The 3724-nt window shown below is 77.4% G+C and carries 5 protein-coding genes; 3 read left to right on the forward strand and 2 right to left on the reverse strand.

Annotation, left to right across the window (positions count from 1 at the left end; genetic code table 11):
• The first annotated feature begins 133 nt into the window (after nt 1–133).
• Nucleotides 134–688, forward strand: a complete 555-nt coding sequence (gene scpB / locus ACI79S_RS20685) for an SMC-Scp complex subunit ScpB (protein ID WP_456595321.1) — start codon at nt 134–136, stop codon at nt 686–688.
• 28 nt (nt 689–716) lie between these two features.
• Here the strand turns inward: scpB and ACI79S_RS20690 are convergent, their stop codons facing one another.
• On the reverse strand, nt 717–1115 hold the full coding sequence (locus ACI79S_RS20690; protein WP_456595322.1) for a hypothetical protein: 399 nt from the start codon (nt 1113–1115) through the stop codon (nt 717–719).
• Between the two features lie 102 nt (nt 1116–1217).
• Here ACI79S_RS20690 and ACI79S_RS20695 point away from each other — a divergent pair, with 102 nt between their 5' ends.
• Nucleotides 1218–2063: a pseudouridine synthase gene (locus ACI79S_RS20695; RefSeq protein ID WP_456595323.1), complete on the forward strand. Its 846-nt coding sequence runs from the start codon at nt 1218–1220 to the stop codon at nt 2061–2063.
• Nucleotides 2064–2079: 16 nt separating this feature from the next.
• On the opposite strand, the gene ACI79S_RS20700 is transcribed toward ACI79S_RS20695, so the two are convergent.
• The gene (locus ACI79S_RS20700) at nt 2080–2697 is read right to left on the reverse strand and encodes a LysE/ArgO family amino acid transporter (protein ID WP_456595324.1); all 618 of its coding nucleotides are present in this window, start codon (nt 2695–2697) and stop codon (nt 2080–2082) included.
• Nucleotides 2698–2770: 73 nt separating this feature from the next.
• Here ACI79S_RS20700 and ACI79S_RS20705 point away from each other — a divergent pair.
• Nucleotides 2771–3724: LysR family transcriptional regulator ArgP (locus tag ACI79S_RS20705; protein ID WP_456595325.1), on the forward strand; the 954-nt coding region annotated here is incomplete at its 3' end.

Raw genomic sequence — 3724 nt, forward strand, 5'->3', positions numbered from 1 at the left:
CCCGTGGGCGCGCCCGCGGGGCGTTCCCCCCCCCCCGGCCCCCCCCCCCCCCCCCCCCCCCCCCCCCCCCCCCCCCCCCCCCCCCCCCCCCCCCCCCCCCCCCCCCCCCCCCCCCCCCCCCCCGGAGCCGGTGGTGCTGGACCCGGTCGAGCTGCGCGGCGGGCTGGAGGCCCTGCTGTTCGTCGTCGACGACCCCGTCGACGAGGAGACCCTGGCCGCGGCGCTGCGCTGCCCGGCCGAGCAGGTCCGCCAGGGGCTGGCGGAGCTGGCGGCGGGCTACGACGAGCGGTCGGCCGGCATCACCCTGCGCAGGGTGGGGGAGGGCTGGCGGCTCTACACCCGCGAGGAGCACGCCGCCGTCGTCGAGCGGTACCTCGGCGAGGGGCAGCGCAGCCGGCTCACCCAGGCCGCCCTGGAGACCCTCGCGGTGATCGCCTACCGGCAGCCGGTCACCCGGGCCCGGGTGTCGGCGATCCGCGGGGTCGGCGTCGACGGCGTGATGCGGACCCTGATCGGGCGCGGCCTGGTGCACGAGGTGGGCAGCGATCCCGACAGCGGGGGCGGGCTCTACGCGACGACGCCGCTGTTCCTGGAGCGGCTGGGGCTCGCCAGCCTCGCCGAGCTGCCCGAGCTCGCGCCGCTGCTGCCCGAGACCGCCACGCTCCTGGACGAGCACCCCGACGCCTGAGCGACGCCCCGCCGGGTGGCCCGGCGGGTCAGCCGCGGCGCGGCGGGAGGAAGCAGACCGCCGCCGCCAGGAACGTGGCGATGCCCGCGCCGAGCACGGCGGGCAGCACGCTGCCCGCCACGCGGTCCGAGACGCTGCCGCTGGTCGCCCAGAACACGACGAAGAGCACGAGGGAGACCACGGCGAGAGGCGCGCCGACGCGGGCGTCGCGACCCCTCGGGCCGGCGGCCGGGAGGGGGGAGCGCAGCGAGACCAGCAGCAGGACCAGCGACGCCGTCGACAGCCCGAGGGCGAGCAGCGCGGCGAGCCCCGCGCCGATGTTGGCGCCGTCGGCCGGGTCGCCGGTGACGAGGGCGAGGACGAAGAGACCCCACAGGGCCGCGGCGACCGCCGCGAGCCACAGACCGGTCGTCCGGGTGCGCTGCACGGCGCCATCCTCGTGCATCCGGTGAGCCGGACCGGGATCGTCACCGCGGGGTCACCCGAAGGGGGAGGAGTGCGCGGCCCGGTGGGTGGGAGACTGGTCGCGATGAACACGCCGACCCCGAACGACGAGAGCACCACCGCGGCCGGCGAGGGCTGGTCGGAGGACATGGAGCTGGCCCCCGCGCACCCCGGTGACCGGCCGGCGCCCGACGAGCCGGGCGAGCGGCAGGGGGAACGGCTGCAGAAGGTGCTGGCCCGGGCCGGCGTCGCGTCGCGCCGGGTCGTCGAGGAGATGATCGACGCCGGCCGGATCAGCGTGAACGGCGCGCAGGTGCGCGTGCAGGGCATGCGGGTGGACCCGCTCCAGGACAAGATCGCCGTGGACGGCGCCCGCCTGGAGATCCGCGACGACCGCGTCACCTACGCGATCAACAAGCCCGCCGGGGTCATCACCGCGATGAGCGACGACCGCAACCGCCCGACCGTCGGGGACATGGTGGGCGACCTCGCTCCCGGGCTGGTGCACGTCGGTCGGCTGGACCAGGACACCGAGGGCCTGCTGCTGGTCACCAACGACGGCGAGCTGGCCCACCGGCTCGCCCACCCCTCCTACGGCGTGCGCAAGACCTACCTGGCGCAGGTCTCGGGCTCGGTGCCGCGGGACCTGCACCGCCGGCTGCGCGCCGGGGTCGACCTGGAGGACGGGCCGGTGCAGGTCGACTCGTTCCGGGTCGTCGACACCCACGCGGGCCAGTCCGTGGTCGAGGTGGTGCTGCACGAGGGGCGCAAGCACATCGTCCGTCGGCTGCTCGCCGCCGTCGGGCTCCCGGTGTCGCGGCTGACCCGCACCGCCGTCGGGCCGGTGCAGCTGCAGCGCATGCGCAGCGGTTCGATCCGGAAGCTGTCCCGCCAGGAGGTCGGCGCGCTGGAGGAGCTCGTCGGGCTCTGACCGCGTCGCGGCGGGGTCAGAGCGCCGTGGACAGCAGCCCGAGGCCGAGGGCGGCCATCACGACGGCGATGCCGGCGTCCAGCACCCGCCAGGCGGCCGGCCGGGCGAAGAGCGGGCGGAGCAGCCGCGCGCCGTACCCGAGCGCGCTGAACCAGACGAGGCTGCCGACGACGGCGCCCCCGGCGAACCACCACCGGCGCGACCCGTGGCTCTCGGCCACCGAGCCCAGCAGCAGCACCGTGTCCAGGTACACGTGCGGGTTCAGCCAGGTCAGCGCCAGGCAGGTCGCGACCGTGGCGGCCAGACCGGTCCGCCGGCCGCCGGTGTCGACGGCGATCGACGACGGGCGCAGCGCGCGGCGGGCCGCCAGCACGGCGTAACCCAGCAGGAAGGCGGCGCCGGCCAGCCGGACGACCGTGATCGCGTCGGGGAGGCGGGCGCTGAGCCAGGAGTTCCCCGCGACCCCGACGAGGATGAGCACCGCGTCGGAGACCGCGCACACCGCGACGACCACCGGCACGTGCTCGACCCGCAGCCCCTGCCGGAGCACGAACGCGTTCTGCGCCCCGATGGCCACGATCAGCGAGAGGCCGAGGCCCAGCCCGGCCACCGCGGCCAGCAGTCCTGTCGTCACGTGCAGCCACGCTAGGCAGGGCCGCCTGTGCAGTCCAGCTCATGTTCCTCACGCACCATTAGCATCGCTGTCCGTGGACGTGGACCTGGCGCAGCTGCGCACCCTCGTCGCGGTGGTCGACGAGGGCACCCTGGAGGCGGCGGCGCGGCGGCTGCACGTGACGCCGTCGGCGGTGTCCCAGCGGTTGCGCGCGCTCGAGGAGGCCACCGGCCGGGTGCTGGTGCGGCGCGGGCGGCCTGCGACGGTGACCGCCGCCGGCGAGCCGGTGCTGCGCCTGGCCCGCCAGATCGGCCTGCTCGTCGCCGACACCGGCCGGAACCTCGACCCGGCCGGGGCCGGGGCCGGGGCGCCGGTCGTCCCACTCGCGCTGAACGCCGACTCGCTCGCCACCTGGGCGCTGCCGGCTCTGGCCCCGCTTTCCGGGGAGCTCCGCCTGCACCTGCACAGCACCGACCAGACCCGCACCAGCGCGCTGCTGCGCGACGGCACCGTGATGGGGGCGGTCACCTCCGACGCCGAGCCGGTGGCCGGCTGCCGCGTGACCCCGCTGGGCGCCATGCGCTACCTGCAGTGCGCGGCGCCGGGCTTCCTCGACCGCTGGCTCCCGGACGGGCCCGACCCCGCGGCCCTGGCCCGGGCCCCGGTGGTCGTCTTCGACCGGGACGACGACCTGCAGCACGCCTACCTCCGCCGCCACCTGCCGACGACGGCGGACGTGCCGGTCCACCTCGTGCCCTCGTCGGCGGACTTCCTCACCGCGGTGGCCCTGGGCTTCGGCTGGGGCATGCTGCCGGAGCTGCAGCTCGAGGCGACGGGAACGGGCGGGGGCCGAGCCGTCCGGTCGTTCGACCCGGCCGGCGCCGTCGACGTGGAGCTCCACTGGCAGCAGTGGCGGCTGGAGTCCGCGCCGCTGGACCGGGTGGCGCAGGCCCTGGTCCGGTCGGGGGGGGGGGCGCGCGGGGGGGGGGGGGGCGCGGCGCCCCCCCGCGCCGGGGGGGGGGGCGCCCCACCCCCGCGGGGCGTCCCA

The organism is Blastococcus sp. SYSU DS1024, from assembly GCF_054050795.1.

Bases quoted from the DNA above. Each gene is read 5' to 3' on its own strand.
- ACI79S_RS20695 (WP_456595323.1), top strand. From the start codon at position 1,218: ATGAACACGCCGACCCCGAACGACGAGAGCACCACCGCGGCCGGCGAG.